Raw genomic sequence first — 19,120 nt, forward strand, 5'->3', positions numbered from 1 at the left:
TGCACCTCATGAGACGGGAAGATCTGGAAGAGACGCTCCAGGACATCGAGTCCGATCGGGTCGAGCGTACCCAGTCGGCGAAGGATGCCGACAAGATCGGTCAGGCGATCTGCGCGTTCGCCAACGATCTACCTGGTCACCGCAAGCCGGGTTACCTGTTCATCGGCGCGAACGACGACGGGACGCCATCCAACCTCCTCATCGACGACCGCCTGCTCCAGACCCTGGCAGCCTTCCGATCGGACGGTAATATCCAGCCACTTCCGGTCATGACCGTGCAGAAGTGGTCCCTCGACGGAGGTGACATGGCGGTCGTGGAGGTGCTCCCCTCCGATCTGCCTCCTGTCCGCTATCGGGGCCGCATCTGGATCCGCGTCGGCCCGCGCAAGGCCATCGCCAGCGAGCAGGACGAGCGTGTCCTCGCCGAGCGCAGGACGACGCTGGCCCGGACCTGGGACGCGCGCCCGTGCCGCGAGGCCTCGCTGTCCGATCTGTCGCTCGACCTCTTCACGCTGAGCTATCGCCTGTACGCCGTCGCGCCCGAGGTGTTCGAGGAGAACCACCGCACCCCGGAGCAGCAGCTCGCTGCCCTGCGCTTCTTCGATCCGAGGGCAGGCTGCCCCACGAACGCCGGTGTCCTGCTCTTCGCCAAGGATCCGCTATACTTCCTGCCTGGCGACTACGTGCAGTACGTCCGGTACGACGGCACGACGCAGGCCGCGGATGTCCTCAAAGAGCGGCGCTTCTCGGGCGACCTGCTGAGCGTGATGCGAGGCCTCGACGAGCTGGCGGCCGAGATCGAGGGTGCCCGTCCGGTCGCGCTCGACGCGGGGGGAGACCGGACCGTGTACGATTACCCGCGACGGGCGCTCCATGAGCTGCTCATGAACGCGATCATCCACCGCAATTACGATGGATCGACCACGCAGGTGATGGTCAATCACTTCGCGGACCGCCTCGAGATCCTGAGCCCGGGCGGGCTCTACCCCGATCTCACGCCCGAGCAGTTCCCGCACGGCACCGCCTACCGCAACCCCGTCCTCGCCGAGGCCGCGAAGGTGCTGGGCTTCGTCAACCGGTTCGGGCGCGGCATCGCGCTCGCGCAGGCTCAGCTGGCCGCGAACGGCTCTCCACCGGCGACCTTCGAGCCCGCATACAACCGCTTCCTCGCCCTGGTGCAGAGGCGTCCGTGAAGACCATCGCGTTCTTCAACAACAAGGGGGGAGTCGGGAAGACGTCCCTCGTTTATCACCTCGCGTGGATGTACCACGAGCTCGGCGAGCGCGTCGTCGCCGTCGACCTCGACCCTCAATCCAATTTGACGACGGCATTTCTGCCCGTCGATCGGCTCGAGCAGCTCTGGCCGAACCATGAGCACCCGCACACGATCCTCGGCGCGATCCAGCCGCTCATGGATCACATTGGCGATCTCGCGCAACCACACGTGGAGCTCGTGGACAGCAATCTGTGGAGCGCGCTCTCGCTCGTCCCGGGCGACCTCGGCCTCAGCCTCTTCGAGGACCGGCTCGCCGAGGCGTGGAACAAGTGCCTGAGCGACAGCCGGGGCGAAGCGCCGGACGCGTTCCGGGTGATGAGCGCATTCCACCGGATCATGGAGCGCGCAGCTGCGCAGGCGGAGGCAGAGCTCGTTTTGGTCGACGTGGGCCCGAACCTCGGCGCTCTCAACCGCGCAGCGCTCGTCGCCTCGGATCTCGTCGTCGTGCCGCTCGGCGCCGACGTCTTCTCCCTCCAAGGGCTGCGCAACCTGGGGCCGACGCTCGCGCAGTGGCGGCGCGGCTGGAAGAAGCGCCTCGACAACGAAGCGCGCCCGACGGAGCTCTCCGTTCCCAGGGGCGAAATGTGCCCCATCGGGTACGTCATCCTCCAGCATGCAGCGCGTGAGGGGCATCCCGTGAAGGCGTACCAGCGATGGATCGACAAGATTCCGGAGGTCTATCGCCAGGCGCTCCTCAATGAGGAAGGAGGCGCGCCCAGCCCGGATCCGCACCTGCTCGCGACGATCCGGCACTACCGCAGCCTCATGCCCATGGCGCAGGAGGCGCGGAAGCCGATGTTCCTGCTCAAGCCCGCCGACGGCGCCATCGGCAGCCATGCCGCGGCTGTCCAGGACTGCAGGCGCGATTTCGAGGCGCTAGCTCGTCGCATCGCCGCCGGCGCCGGCATCCCGCTAACCTCGCGCGCAGCTTGAGCTAGCCCGCCAGGCGGCGCCGTCGCCCCGGAGGCGAGTCGCTCACGCCGCGAACATCCGATCGAGCACCGCCCTCGGCGCGCCGCCCTTCAGGATCGTCTCGAGCGCCTCGAACACCCCCGCATCCACCTTCCGCGCCTTGGCGAACGCCACGACGCGCGGGATCAGCGGGATCGCCTCCACCCGCAGCCTGGCCTCCGCGACCGCCTCGTCGAGCGTCCTGCCGCGCGCGAGCGCCTTGCCGAGCACCACCTCGGGGCGGCCCTCGAGCCGGATCGAGGCGAGCAGGTCGCCGTAGCCGCCGAGCCCCAGCATCGTCCGCTCCTCCGCGCCCGCCGCGGCGGCGATGCGGGCCGCGCTGTCGACCGCCCTCGAGATGAGCGCGGCGAGCAACCCCGGCCCCGCGCCCGCCTGCTCGGCGAAGCCGACGCCGACAGCGAGGCAGCCGACAAGCGCCGACGCCCACTCCAGGCCCTGGAGATCCGGCGTCGTGTAGACGCGGAGCGCGTCCGACTGGAACGCCGCGGTCACCGCGGCGTGGACCTCCGGGAAGCGCGAGCCGCACACCATCGCCGAAGGGCGGCCCTCCCGGAGCTCGTCCTCCTGCACCGGGCCGCCCAGCGCGCCCACCCGGCGCGCCGGGGTCTCCTCGCGCACCAGGTCCGAGACGGTCTTCAGCGCCTCCCCCTCGAGGCCGCGCACGCCGTGGATCACGAGGTGCGAGCCGTCCATGTGATCGCCGAGCGAGCGCAGCGCCGTCCGGGCCGCGTTCGACGGCACCGCGATCACGAGCAGCCGCGCCCGGGCGACCTCCGCGTGGTCCCGCACGATCCGCGGGCCGCCCTTGATCCGCGGCTGCTCGCGGCGCGAGTACAGCAGGACCTCCGCGCCGGTGCGGCTGGCCGCGAGCGCCAGCGCCACGCCCCAGAAACCGCCGCCGATGACCCCCACCGAAGGCGCCGGAAGCGCGCTCCCCGGGGCGCTCACTGGCCACCCCCGGCGCCGTTCATCGAGCCCACGTGCGCGTCCGCCTCGCCCGCGCGGGACGAGGCCGGTGAGGACGACGAAACGGACGAGGCCAAGCCCCGCGGCTCCTCCAGGGGCGGCGACGAGGCGGGCTCGAGCGGCGGGAGCGGCGGCTGGACCTGCAGGCCGGAAGGGACGCCGGGCGGGGCGATGACGTCCCACGCCACCCCGTGGGCGGCGAGGCGGTTCTGGTAGTAAAAGAGCAGGTTGGTGTCGCAGATCGCGATGCCGTCGGGCCTCGAGTCGAGCACCGGCGACGAGTGGTAGCCCGCGAAGGCGCGCAGCGCGCGCTCGACGATGTCCCCGCCCGAGCCGAGCCGGACGTCCTCCCCCAGCACGATGCACCCCCGCTGCTCCAGCGCGCGCAGCCGATCGCAGAGCGCCACCACGTCGGCCGCGAGGTCGTCGCGCGGCACCGTGAGCACGTCGCGCTGCCGGAGCACCGTGAAGAGATCCGCGGCGGGCGCCTGGCTGCGGAGCCGGGCGAAGCTCGCCGCCGCGACGACGTGCGTCGCCATCACGACCGTGTCGCGCGCGTACGCCCGGCAGATCTCCTCGCCGAGCTCGCGCGCGTACTGGGCGTCGCGCGCCGCGTCGATGACCGCCTTGCCGCCCTGATCCCTCACGTAGCTCGCCGGATCGACCTCGCGACCGCGGGCGTCGAACGAGCGGCCGAGCTCGTCGACCCGGTTGCCGAACGGATCGAGCGGGTCGGAGAAGCGGATGACCACCGCGGCGTTCATCGCGAGGAGCTTGCGCAGGAACGAGGCGATCCGGCCGATGCGGCTCGACTCGTCGTCCTCGATGATGAAGCGGCCCTTGCCGGCCTCGGAGAGGAAATCGGCGATCAGCGTCTCGGCCTCGAGCGTGATGAGGTAGTTGATCGTGGCCGGGACGAAGAAGACGCGGCGCTCGCGGCCGCTCTGCAGCGTCCGCGTGTAGGCCTCGAACGCGCTGCCGACAAGGCCCAGCTTGAGCTTGCGCTCCACGCCTCCCGAGCGGGACCGCGTGCCCCCCGGGAAGAACAGCGAGTGGTAGCCGCGCTCCAGGAGCACGCCCGAGTACGTCTTCAGCACGTCCTTGTAGAGGTTGTGCCGGATGCGCCGGTCGACGCGGTAGGCGCCGAGGTTGTGCATGAAGAACGAGAGGACCGGGTTCGTGAACAGGTTCTTGCCGGCGCCGTACGTGGCGGGCGGCAGGCCGGCGCGCTCGAGGGCATAGCCGAACACGATCGAGTCCATGTTCGACAGGTGGGTCGGGACGTAGACGGCCGTGCCGCGCTGCACGAGCGAGCGGAGCTTCGCGAGCGGGCCCTCCACGAGCACCCGGTCGGCCAGGAGCTCGAGGCTGACGAGCTTGAGCGGGTCGCGGACCACCGTCATGAGCTTGCGCGGCGCGAGCAGCGCGCTCACGACCGGCGGCAGGAGCCGCGACGACAGCTGGTAGACGCGCCGGTCGAAGTTCCCCGCGATGTCCCACGCGTACTCCTCCGAGAGCTCGCGCAGGCGGCGGCGGCGCTCGGCGTCGTGCATGCGGCCGAGCGAGCGGGCGAGCCGCTGCCACTCGGCGAGCTCGCGGACGTCCTGCGGCTTCCGGGACCCCTCGAGCCGCTTCGCCTCCTGATACGCCGCCTCGTTCATGGCGAGCAGCGGATCCCTCGTGGAGCCGACGACCCGGTCGACCACGGTGCGCACGATCTCGTCGCGCGCGTCGTTGAACCCGAAGATGGGAGCGCGGGAGTCCATGGGCCTAGTCGTATAGAAATCGGACGGCGGGCGCGAGCGGAATACGGCCGCGCGCGACGCCGGAAGTCAGCGGTAATCGTCCTTCGCGCGACGCACGGCGGCGAACACGTCGGACGGCGCGGCGCCCGGGAAGCGCGCCCTCAAACTCGGCTCGCCACAGCGCAGGAACGGGTTCGTCGCGAGCTCATCGGCCATCGTGCTCCCGACCGTGGGCTCGCCGCGCTCCCGGGCCGCGCGGGCGGCCGCGAGCTTCCTGCGGACAGCCTCGTTCTCGGGCTCGACCGCCTCGGCGAAACGGAGGTTGTTCACGGTGTACTCATGACCGCAGAAGACGCGCGTGTGCGCCGGGAGCGCGGCGAGCTTGGAGAGCGAGGCGTGCATCACCTCCGGCGTCCCCTCGAACATGCGGCCACATCCGGCGATGAAGAGCGTGTCTCCGGTGAACACAACGTCCTCGACGCAATACGAGACGGCGCCGAGCGTGTGGCCGGGGACATGCAACGGCTGGAGCGTGAGGCCGGCGACCTGGACCGGCGTGCCCTCCTCGACCCGCTCCGTCTGCGCGGGAACGCGCCCGACGTCGCTCGAGTGCGCATAGACCGGGAGGTCGCCGTAACGCTCGCGGAGCGCCTCGTTGCCGCCGACGTGATCGTGGTGATGGTGCGTGTTGACGATGGCGACCAGACTGAGCTTCTCGCGCTCGAGCGCCGCGATGATCGGCTGGGCCTCCGAGGGATCGATGACGATCGCCTCGCGCCGCCCGTCCGCGGCCACGAGGTACGCGTAGTTGTCGCTGAGGCAGGGCACGGGGAGGATGCGCATGAGGCGTCGACTATAGCGGCGCCCCCGGCAGGAGCCGGGGAAAAGGTGCGCGCGGCGCGGCGGATCGCGCATGAGCTCGAGAAAATTTGAGAATTTTGCGACCGAACCGGCAAGTGGTCTCGAGCGGGACGGCGGGCGGCCTGGCGGAGATCCGCGCGGTGACGCGGGCGCGAGGGTGTGGCAGAGGGGCCGGCATGACGTCCGCCGAGCCTTCCGTCCGCTACCGCATCGGCGTCGATGAGAACGGGCTGGGCCCGCGGCTCGGCCCGATGGTGGTGACGGCGGTCCTCGCGCGCGTCACGGAGGCGGGCTGGCAGGTCGCCGGCCGCGCCCCTCGCGGCGCCCTCGCCCAGCGGCTCGGCGACTCGAAGCAGCTCGTGGCGCACGGGGATGTCTCGCTCGGCGAGGCCTGGGCTCGCGCGCTGGTCGCGCGCGGCTGCGGCCGCGGCCGCGACGGGACGGCCAGCGGCGCGTCGTCGGTGGACGAGCTGCTCCACGCCGTCGCGCTCGAGGATCGCCCCGCGCTCCGCGCGCTCTGCCCGAGCCACGTCGAGGAGCAGTGCTGGTCGGCGGAGGGCGAGGCGTTCACCGCGCCCGACGAGCTGGTCTGCGCGATCGGCAAGGACCTCGACAAGCTCTCGGAGAAGGGGGTCGAGGTCGTCGCCGTGCGCTCGGTGCTGCTCTGCGCGAAGCGGATGAACGACGGGGCGCGCGCCGGGAAGAACAGGTTCGTGCTCGATCTCCACGCGATGGAGCGCCTCGTCCTGGAGCTCCGCGGCCTCGCCGGCGCGGAGGTCTTCGCTGTGTGCGGCAAGGTCGGCGGCTTCGGCAAGTATGGCGCCGTGTTCGGCCCGCTCGCGGGGAGGATGCACGCCGTGCTCGAGGAGGGCCGCGCCCGCAGCGCCTACCGCTTCCCCGGCCTCGGCGAGATCGCGTTCGTCCGCGATAGCGACGCCTCGGATCTGTGCGTCGCGATGGCGTCGATGGTGGGCAAGTACGTCCGCGAGGCGCTCATGGAGCGGGTCGCTCGCCATTACCAGCGCGCGGTCCCGGGCCTGCACGGGGCGAGCGGCTACTACGATCCTGTCACGTCGGCGTTCATCGGGGCGACCCGCCTCGTCCGCCGCGCGCGCGAGATCCCCGCCGAGTGCTTCGAGCGGGGCGCCGGCGAGAGCGACGGCGAGCGCGACGCCTCACTCGAGAGCGGCGGCCCGTAACGCCGGGGCCGGCGCCGTGCGGGCCGCGCTCGCCGGGCGAAACCGGCGGCGCCGCGGGGCGTAGGAGGGTCAGGTGCGCTACCCTCGACAGGCCAGGTGGATGATGAAACGGCTCCGCGCTGCTGGTCTTCTCTTCGCGCTCGTCCTCATCGCGTGCGCCGCCGTGTTCGCGTGCTTTCGCGCTGGCGATACAGGGAGGGCGAGCAAGGTGATTCCGGGGTCCAAGGAGGCTGTGACGATGTCGGACAGAACCTATCGCAAACCGTCGGATGAGGAGCTGCGCAAGCAGCTCACGCCGCTCGCCTACGAGGTCACCCAGCGCGACGCGACCGAGCCGCCGTTCCGCAACGCCTTCTGGGACAACCACGAGGCGGGCCTCTACGTGGATGTCGCGAGCGGCGAGCCGCTCTTCACGTCGTTCGACAAGTTCGACTCGGGCACCGGCTGGCCGAGCTTCACGCGCCCTGTCGAGCCGGAGCGGGTCGTGGAGCGCTCGGACAGGACCCACGGGATGGTCCGAACGGAGGTGCGCTCCAAGGCCGGCAACTCGCACCTCGGGCACGTCTTCGAGGACGGGCCCGCGCCCCGCGGGCTGCGCTACTGCATCAACTCGGCGTCCCTCCGGTTCATCCCGCTGGCTCGCCTCGAGGCGGAGGGTTACGGGGCCTATCGGGCGCTGTTCGAGGGCCGCCGCGGCGCGCCTCGGGCGCAAGCGAGCGCGAACGCCTGCGCCGTGCCGGCGCCGGGGGAGGCGCCTGGGTGCCAGACGACGCTGGAGACGGCCGTCCTGGCGGGCGGCTGCTTCTGGGGGATGGAAGAGCTCCTCCGGCAGATCCCCGGGGTCCTCGAGACGGAGGTCGGTTATGCCGGCGGCCGGACGAAGGCGCCGACCTATCAAGACGTGAAGACCGGATCGACGGGCCACGCCGAGTCGGTGCGCATCGTCTTCGATCCCGCGAAGCTGTCCTATGCCGAGCTGCTCGAGAGGTGGTTCTTCCGCATGCACGATCCCACGACGCGGAACCGCCAGGGCAACGACGTCGGGACGCAGTACCGCTCAGCGATCTTCTTCACGACGCCCGAGCAGCGCCGCATCGCCGAGGAGGTGAAGGCGCGCGTCGACAAGAGCGGCAAGTGGCGCGCCCCGCTCGTGACCGAGATCGTGGAGGCCGGCCCGTTCACGCGCGCCGAGGAGTACCACCAGAAGTACCTGGAGAAGTACCCGGCCGGGTACACGTGCCATTTCATGCGTGATTGATGAGGGCGGTGGCCCGCGCCGTCGACTCGATGGTTTCGTCGACGGCGCAGGCTGGTGATGCAGGCTGGTGATGATCGAGAGCGGGCGGGTCAGCGATTGGCGATGTGGATCGCGGCGCCCATGGCGTGGGCGGCGGCTTCCATCAGCGACTCGCCGAGGGTCGGGTGGGGGTGGATCGTGAGCGAGAGATCCTCGAGGAAGGCCGCCATCTCGAGCGAGAGCGACGCCTCGCTGATCATGGTGCTGGCCTCCGGCCCGACGATGTGGACGCCGAGCACCTGCTTCGTCTTCTTGTCGGCGACGATCTTCACGAAGCCCTCGGTCTCGTTCATGGCCATGGCCTTGCCGAGCACCGAGAACGGGAACTTGCCGATGCTGACCTCGAGGCCCTTCGCCTTCGCCTCCGCCTCGGTGAGCCCGACCGTGGCGATCTCCGGATCGGTGAAGATCGCGCCCGGGATCGCGACCCAGTCCTTCTCGGCCTTGTGCCCCGCGATGACCTCGGCGGCGATCTCGCCCTCCTTCGTCGCCTTGTGCGCGAGCAGGGGCGGCCCGCTGACGTCGCCGATGGCGTAGATCGACGGCACGTTGGTGCGGCAGAACTTGTCCGTGGGGACGAACCCGCGCTGATCGACCGTCACGCCGACCTTCTCGAGGCCGAGCCCCTTGCTGCTCGGCCGCATGCCGACGGCGACGAGCACGGTGTCGACGACGATCGTCTGCTCCTTGCCGTCGGACTGGATCTTCACCCCGACCGAGCCGTCCTTCTGCTTCTCGTACCCGAGCGCCTTGGCGTTCTTGTGGATCGTGCCGCCGCGCTTCAGGATCTTGCGCTCGACGATCTTGGTGCAGTCGGGGTCGACGCCCGTGAGCAGCTCCGGCAGCGCCTCGACGACGATGAGCTCGGCGCCGAACGCCTGGTAGACCATGCCGAGCTCGAGGCCGATGACGCCGCCGCCGATCACCATCAGCCGCTTCGGGATGCGGCGCAGGCTGACCGCCTCCTTCGCGCCGATGATCGCGTCGCCGTCGAACTTGAACGTCGGGATCTCGATGGTCGTCGAGCCGGTCGCGATCACGATCGCCTTGGTCGCCTCGAACTGCTCCACCGAGCCGTCCGCCCGCGTCACGTCCACGCGCTTCGGCCCCACGACCGTGGCGGTGCCGTTCACGACGTCGGCGCCGTTGCCCTTGAGCAGCGACCCGACGCCGCCGGTGAGCTTCTTGACGATGCCTTCCTTCCAGTCCTGCATCTTGTTGGCGTCGAGCTCGACGCCGCTGACCTTGATGCCCATCGCGGCGCCGGCCTGCGACTTCTCGTAGAGGTGGGCGGCGGAGATCAGCGCCTTGGAGGGGATACACCCCCAGTTGAGGCAGACGCCGCCGACGTTCTCCTTCTCGATGCAGAGCACCTTCTGCTTGAGCTGAGCGAGCCGGATGGCGCAGGGGTAACCGCCGGGGCCGGCTCCGATCACGATTGCGTCGTAGGTCTTCATCCTTGTCCTTTTGTGCGCTTCGAAGACTGGAACTAGGGGCGCCGGGGTTCATCAGGCAAGCCCCTCGCCGACAGCCCTGAGGCCGCGCCCGCAACCGCGAGCCGTCCCTGGGTGCCCGGGGCTTACACGACCTCGCAGCGAGGGGAAATCCCTCCCCGAGGTCAGCGCCCGCCGCCGTGCGGCGGCGCTTTCGGGGAGCGCAGGAGCTCTGCGCGCTGGTCGCGCAGGTGCCAGGGCAGCTCCGCGTAGACGTCGTCGAACAGGGTCTCTCGGGCAGGCGGGCCCATGGCCTCGACCTCGGCGACGGCGGCGGCGATCTCGGCGTTGAGCTCCGCCTCGAGGGAGGACTCCGCGGCGTCGTCGAGGAGCCCGCGGCCGGCGAGGTGGCGCCCGAGGCGCAGCAGCGGGTCGCGCTGCGTCCAGCGATCGACCTCCTCCTGCGACCGGTAGCGGCTCGGGTCGTCGCTCGAGGAGTGCGCGCCGACGCGGTAGGTGAGCGCCTCGATGAAGCTGGGGCCTCCGCCGCCACGAGCCCGCGCGACCGCCTCGGAGACGGCGCGGTAGACGGCGATGACGTCGTTGCCGTCGACCCGCACCGACGGCACGCCGTAGGCGCGCCCCTTGACGGCGATCGTCCTCGAGGCCGTCTGCCGGTCCGTCGGCACGCTGATGGCCCAGTGGTTGTTCTGGCAGATCATGACGCACGGCGCCCTGAAGACCGCCGCGAAGTTCATCGCGCTGTGGAAATCGGGCTCGCTCGTCGCGCCGTCGCCCATGAACCCCACCACGACGGTGCTGTCGCGCCGCAGCTTCGCGGCCCACGCGGCGCCGACCGCCTGCGGGAGCTGCGGGCCGATGCAGCTCGACCAGGACACCTGGTTCACCTGCCGCCCGCTCATGTGCGACGGCATCTGGCGCCCCTGGAGGAGGTCGCCCGCGTTGCCGAACACCTGGGCCACATAGGTGCGGAGCGGGAAGCCGCGCACCAGCATCGTCACGCTCTCGCGCAGCGCGGGGAAGATCCAGTCCGTGGGCTCGACCGCGAGCGCCGTGGCGATCGGCGTCGCCTCCTGGCCGGTGCACGCGCCGTAGAAGCCGACCCGCCCCTGCCGCTGGAGCAGGAGCATGCGCGCGTCGAGCAGCCTGAGGCGCTTGATCTCGCGGTACGCGCGCAGCAGCAGCGCGTCGCTCAGGCAGGGGTCGGTCGCGGGATCCAGGGATCCATCGTCCCGGAGGACGCTGAGCAAGCCCTCGTCGGCCCCCTCCCCGGGTCGGGACGTGGGCGCGTGAGGTGGAGGGGCGTCGGCGGCGGACCTCGCGGAGGCGCCGGGCGGCGTGGCTTCCAGCTCGCTCATGGCCGGACCATACCGCGAAATGACCGCGCTCGCGGCCCCTTCGGCCCGCGGGGACGCCCCTCCCGCCCCCGCGGCGCGCCGGGGGGAAGCGGATCACATCGCCCGCGCACGAGCTCAGCCGAGCAGGACGCGGAACATCCGCTTGCTGTCCGAGAGGTAGTAGTAAGCGGCGCGGTCCGCGTCGCCCATCAGATCGAGGATGGCGCGCTCCATCTGATCGGGGCTCAGCGTGTTGGACACTTCCCACGTGTCGGGCGTGACCTCGTCGCCCTGCCACGGTCCGGCGCAGAGCGCGACGAGGCGCGACCGGCTCGCCTCGTCGGCGATCGAGAAGGTGAGGATGTAGTCGTGGTTGACGAAGCCGCTGTAGAGCTTGTTGTCACGCGGCATCGGATCCCTCCGTGTCGTGGGGCGCGACGCGCGGCGTCCTCACCGCGGGCCGGGCGGCAGCGGGGCGGCCGCTTCCTCGTCGTCGTCCTGCTCGGGGCGGCGCGCGCCGAGCGTGAAGACGTGCAAGAGGACCAGGCTCGCGCCGAGGAACACCTCCGACTTGCTCACGAGCTCGGCGCGGCGATGGACGCGCTCGAGCTCCATGCCGAGCTCCCCCTCGCCGCGCCGGACGCCCTCGCGGTGGAGCGCCGCGATGCGGGGGGTGAGCGCCAGGCCGACGTACGCGGCGCACCCGGCCAGCACCATGGCGACGACCCGGCGCACGCGCGCCGCGCGGCCGGCGCCCAGGCGGTACGCGGCCCAGGTGCGCGCCACCTCCGCGCCGAGGAGGATCACCGCGGCGCCGAGCGCGAATTGATCGAAGCGCGCGAACGCCGCGCTCATCGCGTCGCCGGAGAAGGGGGCCGGGGCGAGCCGGAAGACGAACGGGGCAGCGCAGGCGCCCAGCGCCACGATGCCGCCGACCCAGGCCCCCGCCGCGAGCGCGGCCACGCTCGCGGCCACGCGATCGATGAGGGAGCGGCGCGACGCGGCGCGCTCCTCGGGGCTCGGGGCGAGGTCCGCCTCGCTGAACTGGGCTCCATCGTTCATGCATCCACCTCCGCAGCGAGGACGGCGAGCGCCTCCTCGACGGCCCCCTGATCGGCCTTCCGCTCGTCTCCCCGCATCGCCGCGATCGCGGCGCGGGCGGCCGAGAGGCGGGCGCGACCGGCGGCCGCGACGGCGAGCGTGCGCTTGTGGCGGTCCCACGCGCCGAGCTCGCTGAGGATGTCGCGGATGGCGCGCTCGTGGCCCATCCGCGCGAGCGCGACGCGCGCGTGCCAGCGCAGCGGATCGCGGCCGAAGCCGAGCCTGAGCCCGAACGCGCGCCGCTCCAGGGCGCTCCGCGAAGCGGCGAGGCCGAGCTCGCCGCAGAGCTCGATGGCCGCGGCCTCGTCCTCGCGATCGACCCCGTCGAGCTTTCCTCCCACGATCTCGGCGAGCACGGGGTGGCCCACCGGATCGCCGAAGCGCGCGGTGACGACCGCCGCCCCCGCCCGGACGAGCGGGGAGGCGTGGCCGAGCAGCGCGCGGGCCCGCTCCATGCCCAGCGGAGGCAGCTCGCCGCTGGACTCCCCCAGCTCCTCGAACATCCGCAGCGCGATGTGGCAGACGAGCGGGTCGTCGTCGTGGGTGGCCTGCATGACGGCCTCGATCGCGTCGGCCTGCTGGGCGCAGACGCGCGGGAACGCGATCACCGCCTGGAACCGCACCTCGGGCCGCTCGTCCGAGAGGGCGCGCCGGAGCCGGCCCGTGGCCCGCATGTCGCCGATCTCGCCGAGCGCCGTGATCGCCATCTGCCGGACGTAGGGATCCGCGTCCTCGACGGCGAGCAGCAGGGCCGGGAGCGCCTCGACGGCCTTCGTGTCGGCGAGGGCGATGGCCGCCGCCGCGCGGACCGCCGCGTGCTCATCGACGCGGAGCACGCCCTCGATCGCGCGCACGACCTGCTCCCGTGCCGTCGCGGCATACGGGACGAGGTCGCTCACGGCCTCGGCGCGCACGGCGGGCTTCTGCGAAGCGACGTCGCGCAGCGCAGCCTCGAGCGTCCTTTTCGCGGGGGCCGGTCCGAACACGCGGCCAACGCTAGCACGGTCGATGCGCAAAGCCGGGCCGCACCGAGCGGCGCTCAGCCGCCGCCCGAGCCGCCAGCGCCGCCCGAGCCGCCGCCGCCAGCGCCACCCGAGCCGCCGCCAGCGCCGCCACCTTCGCCGCCCGAGCCGCCTTCGCCACCCGAGCCGCCTTCGCCACCCGAGCCGCCGGCGCCTCCCGCGCCACCCGACCCTCCAGCGCCGCCGGCGCCTCCTGCGCCCGAGGCATCCGGAGTGTAGGGGGTCCATTCCTCCGTCTGTTCAGGAGCGGCCCTGCACACCCCAGGCTCGCTCTCGGCGCCGCCCGGCGGCTCGCTGGCGACGCTCGACGCAGACGGCGGGTTCGGCAGGCAAGCCCTCGAGCCGTCCGGCCTGGCGTCGACGATCGCGGCGCTGCGCTCGCCCGGCGTTATCCCCGCGGCCCCCTGGATGTTGCCCAGCGCGACGCACGAGTAGCCGCTGCGGCAGTCGTCGTCCTCATCGCAGGTGGCCATGCAGAAGGTCCGCTCGAAGCGCGGCCAGCGGACGTTCTCGAGCTCGCTGCACGCCGGATCGATCACCGGGTTGAACGCGACACAGACGCTGCTCCCGGAGCAGCTGTCCGGCTCGCAGTTGAAGACCGTGCAGTAACCGCCAGGCTGCGTCCCATCGCAGAGGAGCTGCTGCTCTGCCTGCACGCAATCGAGCGACGAGGTGCACGGATCGCCGATCTGGGGGCCACATCCGGCGAGCAGCCAGGAGGCGCCGAGGACGACGAGCAGGTGGGCGGGCTCGGTGAGGCGGAGCATCGAGGAGGCCGCTTAGTACCGGCAGGGGCGCCCGCGCGCAAGCGCAGGCCCACGACGCCCACGATGCCGTGCCGGAACCGGCGCTGGCTTCCGCCCGAATTGACACCTTGCGGTCAGGCCTCTACAAACGAGCGGACCGGGGTGACCCCGGAGAACGAAGCGAAGGCCATGGCGACTTACATCACCGAAGACTGCATCAACTGCGGCGCCTGCGAGCCCGAATGCCCGAACGAAGCCATCAGCGAGGGCGACGAGATCTATGTGATCGATCCGGAGCTCTGCACCGAGTGCGTCGGCTTCTATGATCACGAAGCGTGCCAGGCCGTGTGCCCGGTCGAATGCTGCCTGCCCAACCCGCAGATCGTGGAGACCGAGGAGGTCCTCATCGCGCGCGCCGTGAGGCTGCACCCCGACGATGGGGAGCTGAAGAAGCGGGCCGCCGCCAACGATTACCCCTCGCGCTTCCGCAAGTAGCGCGCGTCTTCGCGCACGATCGCGTCGCCTCTCCGGCCGCGCTTCCCATGCCTCCGCCGGCACCGTCGGTTCGATGCGGCGCCCGGGTCACACCGTGATCCGGCGCTGGGCCGCAGTGGTCCTCGCGGGTGCCTGCGCGGGCTGCCATGGCAGCGGTCCGCTGCTCCACCCGGCCCACGTCCTCCGTCCCGGCGCCGTGCGCCTCGGCGGCGGCCTGTCGGGTGACATGGTCGTCGCCGGAGCGGCGGACGCAGGGGCGAGCGCCCCAGGCCCGGCGACGGCGGAGGGCGCCGCGCGGCGAAAGCTCTCCGAGATCACCGTGTCGCCGGGCGTCGCGCCCTGGGCCAGCGCCCGCGTCGGGATCGAGGGCGAGAACGAGGCGGGGCTGACGTACACGGGGCGAGCCATCCGGCTCGACGGGCGCCACGCGTTCCCGCTCGGCGGCGCGGCCCTGTCGATCGGCCTCGGCGCCTCGGCGCTGCTCGCGGGCGGGCCGGGCCCCAGCGCAGAGGGGATCGACGTCCACGGCGCAGGGCTCGACGTCCCTCTCCTGCTCGGCTTCCGGTCGGACGCGGATCTCTACGCGCTCTGGTTCGGTCCCCGGCTGGGCTTCGAGCTCCTCGGCGGCGAGGTGCGGCTGCCCGCCGCCGGAGCGGCGCTCCGAGGACCGCTCGTCGACGCGTCGGGCCAGCATCTCCAGCTCGGGTTCGTGCTGGGCATCCGCGCGGGCTTCCGCCATGTGCACGTCGCGGTCGAGGCCAGCGCGACCTACCACCACGCCGAGGGCGAGATCGCCGGCGATCCGGTCGCGATCGATCAGGGCACCGTCGCCCCGGGCGGCGGCCTCACGGTCACCTTCTGACACGGTCGAAATAAACGCAACGACGTTGCAACGTCGTCGAGCACGGCGTCGGAGCGTAACCTCACGTAAACGCACGTAAACGCACGTAACCAAACGCAACAAAGCGTGACGAGCTGCGGCAAAGCGCAAGAAAACGCCACAAAACGCAACGATACGGATTCCCTGCCATTTTCGGTGGCAAGCACAGGCGCTTGCCCGGCCGGAGGACCCGTCTTAGACTCGGATCTATGCGTCCCCACGGCGCCCTCGCCACCTCATGCCTGCTCGCCGGTGCGGCTCTCGTCGGCTGCTCGGCGCCTGTCGCGGGCGACGCGACGGAGGTCAACGGGGTGGTCACCCAGGGGGTCGTGCGCGTCGAACGCGCGATCAACCTGAGCCGGGACGCCGCCGCGGCCGCCACCCCCGGTGAGCTCGACGAGGCCGCGCTTCCGAGCGCAAACGCCGAGGGGGCGGGGGCGGTCACGAACGTGCTGGCGAAGTTCATGCGGCTCTCGTCCGCGATGGATCCCGAGCTCGCCGAGGGGGCCGTCGGGAAGCCGTTCGTCCTCCCCTCCGCCGGCAGCTGCATGGTCCTCTCGCCCGCCGCCGACGACGAGGCGAGCAGCTTCAGCTCGCTCAGCCCCATCGAGCTCCTCGACGCGGGCGACGTGACGATGAAGACCGAGAGCACCGAGATGCCGCTCGCCGCCCGCGCGTTCCCGGACGTGGGCGCCCTGGTCTTCGGCGTGTTCTACACGTCGCGCGACGCCACCAGCGATCTGCCTGCGCCGGCGCGGTACGTGTTCGAGAGCTCCGGCTCGGGGCAGCTCGACCGGTTCGCGTTCGAGGCCGATGCCCCCGCGGGTCCCGAGGAGGTGCGCATCGGCGACGCCGAGCTGGCCGACGGCGTCGATCTCGACGCAGGGGTCGGCGCGGTCGTGCAGTGGCGCGCGGACGAGGGCGGCGGGGCCGGACGGACGCGGGACATCATCTACGTCGACGTGACCTCGACCCACGGCGCGACCGTGCGGTGCGCGTTCAAGGACACCGGGCGGGGCGTGATCCCGGGCTCCTTGCTGGATCCCTCGACGCTCGGGCCTCTGCCGGCGAACGCGACGCTCGCCGTTCACCGGACGCGGCAGGTGCCGATCAACACCTCGGGGATCGACCTCGGCGAGGTGCGCTTCGACCTCTCCGTGAACGGCCGAGCGCGCATCGCCGCGCGCTGACGGCGCCGACATCGGCGTGGCGTACGAGGATCTGCGACGTCGCGCGGCCGAGCTCGCCGCGATCGGGCAGCGCGACAGCGGGGCCGCGCTCCTCGCGGCGGCCGGAGATCACGCGGGCGCCTCCGAGCTGCTCGAGCGCGTCTGCGACTTCGCCGGCGCGGCGCGGGAGGCGCTGGCGGCCGGGGACCCGGCCCGCGCCGCGCTGATGGCCGCGCTCGGCGGCGACGAGGCGCTCGCGCGCGAGGCGCTCGATCGGATCGCCGCCACGTCGCCCAGGGACGCCGCGCTGCGCGCCGCCGCCGACCTCGCGGCGCGCGGGTTCTCGCGGCACGCGGGCGCGCTGTTCGCGGCGCTCGGCGCTCACGCGGCGGCCGCGGAGGCGTTCACCGCGGCCCACGACGCGTGCCGCGCCGCCGAGAGCTTCGAGCTCGCCGGCCGCCCCGCCGACGGCGCGCGGGTGCTCGAGGCCGCGCTCCGCCGCCGCCCGGGCGACGCGGCGGCGTGGCTCGCGCTGGGCGATCTGCTCGCGCGCCACGGCCGCACCGAGGCCGCCGTGCGGGCGCTCCAGCAGCTGCCGCCCGCCGCCGCCGAGCGGGCCCGCGCGCTGCCGCTGCTCGGCCGCTGCCTGAGCGAGCTCGGGCTCGAGGACGCCGCGCGGACCGTCCGCGAGGAGCTCGCCCGGCTCGATCCGCCCGGCCAGGAGGCGCTCTCGTCGCGAGGCGCCGCTCCCGGCAGCGCCGCCGCGGGCGCTCCTCCCGCGGGCCCCGCGCCCGTCGGGCCGCTCCTCTTCGGGCGCTACGAGACCCTGCGCGAGGTAACGGCCACGCCCCACGCGCGCGTGGTGGAGGCGCGCGACCGGATCACGGCGGAGCGCGTGGCCGTGAAGATCTTCGCGGGCGCGGCGTTCGGAGCGGGCCGCGACGCGCTCCTCCGGTTCGAGCGCGAGGCGCGCGCCCTCGCCCAGCTCCGGCACCCGAACGTCGTCGCGCTCCGCGCGTACCACCCCGAAGGGCCGGCGATGGTGCTCGCCTGGATGACGGGCGGGTCCCTGATCGAGCGGCTGCGGGGGGATCCGGTCACGCCCGCGCGCGCCGTCGAGATCGCGGGCGCGCTCCTGTCCGCGCTCGGCGAGGCGCACCGCCTCGGCATCCTCCACCGCGACGTGAAGCCGAGCAACGTGCTCTTCGACGAGATCGGGACGGCTCACCTCGCGGATTTCGGCGCGGCGCACCTCGGGGATCTGTCGTCCACCGCCACGGCGGGCGCGATCGGGACGTTCGCGTACATGTCGCCGGAGCAGCGCATGGGCCGACCGGCGACGCTGGCGAGCGATCTGTACGGCGTCGGCGCGGTGCTCGCCGAGCTGCTCACCGGAGAGCCGCCCGCCCCCGCCGTGCGCGGGCGGCTCGATCCCGCGCCGAGCGAGGTCCATCCGGACCTCACGGCGGCCCACGACGCGGCCGTGGCGGCGCTGCTCGCGGAGGACCCCGCCGCGCGGCCGGGCGACGCGTTCGAGGCGCGCCGCGCGATCACCGCGATGGCCTGGCCAGAGCGCCCGCGGCCGCGGCGGTCGCGCGGGAGCGGCCGGCCGCGATCGAGCGACGCGCCGCCGGCGACGGCGGCCCGGCTCGCGGCGACCCTGGAGGTCGGCGACGGCCGGGACACGGAGGGGCGCTGGCACGACGCCTGGCTCGATCGCGACGTCCTCGTGCTCCAGCTCGACGACGCGACCCTCGCCCGGGCCCGGGCCTTCGCGCGCGCCGGCCACGCGGCCTTGACGTCCGTCCTCCGGGTCGATCTCGCGAGCGGCGAGGTCTGGATAGCGCTGCCCCAGGGCCGCGCGCTCGCCGACGAGGCGCGCGCGCTGACCAGGGCCCAGCGCGCGCGCCTCGGCGAGGCCATCGCGGCGCTCCACGCGGCCGGAGGCGCACACGGGTGCATCGACAGCCAGCATCTTTACGTCCACGACGGCGAGCTCACGCTGGCCTATCCGCGCGAGGCTCCCGGTGACGTGGAGGAGCTCGCGGCGCGGGATCTCGCGGCGCTCCAGGAGCTCGACAGGAACGCGCTGGACGAGCTCTAGAGGAGCTCGACAGGAACGCGCTGGACGAGCTCTGGCTCGATGAACCAGGGCGGAGGCGGCGCCGCACGCGAGGCCCGCGATGCGCGGGCGCGGGGTGTCCGGCGCGCCGGCTCAGTTCGACGGAGACGGGGCGGGCGGCGGCGCCGGCTGCGTCGGCGAGATGCGCCCGCCGGGCGAGGTGCAGGTGCCCCCGTACTCGTCGCGCTTGGTGATGTCGTAGCAGCAGTAACCGTCGTCGTACTCTGGCTCGCTGTCGACCGACTCGACCTCGCCGCCGCACGAGTCGCTTCCGAAATAGGCGAGCGCCTCCTCCTGGGAGGGGCATGCCCCTTCGATCTCGGTCCACTCGAAGCACCCGACCTTGTCGCACCCCGCTGTCGCGAGGGTGAGCGCCAGGACTGCGAGCTGGAGGGCCCGGACCGGACAACGCGCGAGGGCCGAACGGATCGTCGAGATCATGGATTCTCCCGGACACACGGGCGCTGCGCGCGCCCCG

The 19,120-nt window shown here is 72.5% G+C and carries 18 protein-coding genes; 8 read left to right on the top strand and 10 right to left on the bottom strand.

Annotation, left to right across the window (positions count from 1 at the left end; genetic code table 11):
* Positions 1–8 precede the first annotated feature (8 nt).
* Both WMF44_RS42880 and WMF44_RS42885 read left to right on the top strand, forming a co-directional pair.
* Positions 9–1,193 carry an ATP-binding protein gene (locus WMF44_RS42880; protein WP_437295813.1) on the top strand — a complete coding sequence of 395 codons (1,185 nt, stop codon included), beginning with the start codon at positions 9–11 and terminating at the stop codon, positions 1,191–1,193.
* Positions 1,190–2,209: a ParA family protein gene (locus tag WMF44_RS42885; RefSeq protein WP_437295814.1), complete on the top strand. Its 1,020-nt coding sequence runs from the start codon at positions 1,190–1,192 to the stop codon at positions 2,207–2,209. Before WMF44_RS42880 ends, WMF44_RS42885 begins: the two co-directional genes overlap by 4 nt.
* A gap of 42 nt (positions 2,210–2,251) precedes the next feature.
* Here WMF44_RS42885 and WMF44_RS42890 read toward each other — a convergent pair whose 3' ends face one another.
* From WMF44_RS42890 to gloB, 3 genes are all read right to left on the bottom strand, one after another.
* Positions 2,252–3,196, bottom strand: a complete 945-nt coding sequence (locus tag WMF44_RS42890) for an NAD(P)-binding domain-containing protein (protein ID WP_437295815.1) — start codon at positions 3,194–3,196, stop codon at positions 2,252–2,254.
* Entirely contained in the window at positions 3,193–4,980 is a 1,788-nt protein-coding gene (locus tag WMF44_RS42895) for a 1-acyl-sn-glycerol-3-phosphate acyltransferase (RefSeq protein WP_437295816.1), read from the bottom strand. Before WMF44_RS42895 ends, WMF44_RS42890 begins: the two co-directional genes overlap by 4 nt.
* Before the next feature lie 66 nt (positions 4,981–5,046).
* Positions 5,047–5,802, bottom strand: a complete 756-nt coding sequence (gloB, locus tag WMF44_RS42900; protein WP_437295817.1) for a hydroxyacylglutathione hydrolase — start codon at positions 5,800–5,802, stop codon at positions 5,047–5,049.
* A gap of 194 nt (positions 5,803–5,996) precedes the next feature.
* Here gloB and WMF44_RS42905 point away from each other — a divergent pair, with 194 nt between their 5' ends.
* Positions 5,997–7,019 carry a hypothetical protein gene (locus tag WMF44_RS42905; RefSeq protein WP_437295818.1) on the top strand — a complete coding sequence of 341 codons (1,023 nt, stop codon included), beginning with the start codon at positions 5,997–5,999 and terminating at the stop codon, positions 7,017–7,019.
* Between the two features lie 103 nt (positions 7,020–7,122).
* The gene (locus WMF44_RS42910) at positions 7,123–8,277 is read left to right on the top strand and encodes a bifunctional methionine sulfoxide reductase B/A protein (RefSeq protein WP_437301676.1); all 1,155 of its coding nucleotides are present in this window, start codon (positions 7,123–7,125) and stop codon (positions 8,275–8,277) included.
* Between the two features lie 89 nt (positions 8,278–8,366).
* Here WMF44_RS42910 and lpdA read toward each other — a convergent pair whose 3' ends face one another.
* From lpdA to WMF44_RS42940, 6 genes are all read right to left on the bottom strand, one after another.
* Positions 8,367–9,773, bottom strand: coding sequence for a dihydrolipoyl dehydrogenase (lpdA, locus tag WMF44_RS42915; protein ID WP_437295819.1), 1,407 nt, complete (start codon positions 9,771–9,773; stop codon positions 8,367–8,369).
* A 161-nt stretch (positions 9,774–9,934) separates the two neighbouring features.
* On the bottom strand, positions 9,935–11,128 hold the full coding sequence (locus WMF44_RS42920) for a thiamine pyrophosphate-dependent dehydrogenase E1 component subunit alpha (protein WP_437295820.1): 1,194 nt from the start codon (positions 11,126–11,128) through the stop codon (positions 9,935–9,937).
* 114 nt (positions 11,129–11,242) lie between these two features.
* Positions 11,243–11,518 (bottom strand): hypothetical protein, encoded by a 276-nt coding sequence (locus WMF44_RS42925; RefSeq protein ID WP_437295821.1) that lies wholly within the window; start codon positions 11,516–11,518, stop codon positions 11,243–11,245.
* 39 nt (positions 11,519–11,557) lie between these two features.
* Positions 11,558–12,169: a DUF4149 domain-containing protein gene (locus tag WMF44_RS42930; protein WP_437295822.1), complete on the bottom strand. Its 612-nt coding sequence runs from the start codon at positions 12,167–12,169 to the stop codon at positions 11,558–11,560.
* Positions 12,166–13,194, bottom strand: coding sequence for a HEAT repeat domain-containing protein (locus tag WMF44_RS42935; protein WP_437295823.1), 1,029 nt, complete (start codon positions 13,192–13,194; stop codon positions 12,166–12,168). The genes WMF44_RS42930 and WMF44_RS42935 overlap by 4 nt, the downstream gene beginning before the upstream one ends.
* 53 nt (positions 13,195–13,247) lie before the next feature.
* The gene (locus WMF44_RS42940; RefSeq protein ID WP_437295824.1) at positions 13,248–13,997 is read right to left on the bottom strand and encodes a hypothetical protein; all 750 of its coding nucleotides are present in this window, start codon (positions 13,995–13,997) and stop codon (positions 13,248–13,250) included.
* A gap of 168 nt (positions 13,998–14,165) precedes the next feature.
* Here WMF44_RS42940 and WMF44_RS42945 point away from each other — a divergent pair, with 168 nt between their 5' ends.
* The 4 genes from WMF44_RS42945 to WMF44_RS42960 all read left to right on the top strand — a co-directional run bounded on the left by WMF44_RS42945 (position 14,166) and on the right by WMF44_RS42960 (position 18,624).
* On the top strand, positions 14,166–14,471 hold the full coding sequence (locus WMF44_RS42945; protein WP_012240614.1) for a YfhL family 4Fe-4S dicluster ferredoxin: 306 nt from the start codon (positions 14,166–14,168) through the stop codon (positions 14,469–14,471).
* Positions 14,472–14,565: 94 nt separating this feature from the next.
* Entirely contained in the window at positions 14,566–15,333 is a 768-nt protein-coding gene (locus WMF44_RS42950; protein ID WP_437295825.1) for a hypothetical protein, read from the top strand.
* A gap of 227 nt (positions 15,334–15,560) precedes the next feature.
* A complete protein-coding gene (locus WMF44_RS42955; protein ID WP_437295826.1) occupies positions 15,561–16,541 on the top strand; it encodes a hypothetical protein in 981 nt (326 codons plus the stop codon).
* A 16-nt stretch (positions 16,542–16,557) separates the two neighbouring features.
* Complete coding sequence (locus tag WMF44_RS42960; protein ID WP_437295827.1) at positions 16,558–18,624, top strand: protein kinase domain-containing protein; 2,067 nt, start codon at positions 16,558–16,560, stop codon at positions 18,622–18,624.
* Positions 18,625–18,735: 111 nt separating this feature from the next.
* Here the strand turns inward: WMF44_RS42960 and WMF44_RS42965 are convergent, their stop codons facing one another.
* Positions 18,736–19,083 carry a hypothetical protein gene (locus tag WMF44_RS42965; RefSeq protein ID WP_437295828.1) on the bottom strand — a complete coding sequence of 116 codons (348 nt, stop codon included), beginning with the start codon at positions 19,081–19,083 and terminating at the stop codon, positions 18,736–18,738.
* Positions 19,084–19,120: the final 37 nt, after the last annotated feature.

Origin of the sequence: Sorangium sp. So ce426, assembly GCF_051475585.1 — a bacterium.
In the GTDB taxonomy this organism is placed as follows: Bacteria; Myxococcota_A; Polyangia; order Polyangiales; family Polyangiaceae; genus Sorangium; species Sorangium cellulosum_B.